The organism is Catenulispora rubra, from assembly GCF_015356825.1.
Classification (GTDB): Bacteria; Actinomycetota; Actinomycetes; order Streptomycetales; family Catenulisporaceae; genus Catenulispora; species Catenulispora rubra.
In genome coordinates this window covers 1-471 of sequence record NZ_JAACYW010000740.1, presented here as the reverse complement: position 1 = coordinate 471, position 471 = coordinate 1, and the positions used below count along the sequence as shown (strand labels likewise).

Below are 471 nucleotides of genomic sequence, written 5' to 3'. Positions count from 1 at the left end.
CCTAACCGCACCCCGCCCGCCACCAGCACCCACCAACAGGGCAGCCACGCCGAACTCCACAAGAAAGTTGCCGTCCAACTCAACCCACCGTGGGCCCGGCGCGTCCCATTGGCATGAACGCTTCGGGTCGTGATTCTCTCCAGCTCCCCGGCGATGCCCGGTTGCCGCTCGGTGGCGCTATGTCGCGGCGGTTGCTGTTGGGCTTCGGCGGGGTGATGTTGCTGGGTGGATGCGCTTCGAAGGGCGCCACGTCGGCGGCTGCGGGGCTGGCCGGGGTTGCGAGGCCGGGTGGCTCCACGGCGCCCGGTGCTGGGACCCCGACCGGTGCCGGAACGCCGACCGGGTCGAGGGCCCCGTCCGGCAGCGACTCGACGTCCCACCCGAGCGCGGGCGGCCCGAGTACCGGCGGCGCGCCGTTCCCGGGCCAGAGCCCCAGCGGGTCCGACCCCTCCAGCAGCGCGCCCAGCACCC

Annotated in this window: 1 pseudogene; it reads right to left on the bottom strand. The window is 73.7% G+C overall.

Annotated elements, in window-relative coordinates:
• Positions 1 to 79 precede the first annotated feature (79 nt).
• A pseudogene (locus GWK61_RS55225) lies at positions 80 to 471 on the bottom strand (hypothetical protein); the annotation flags it as partial.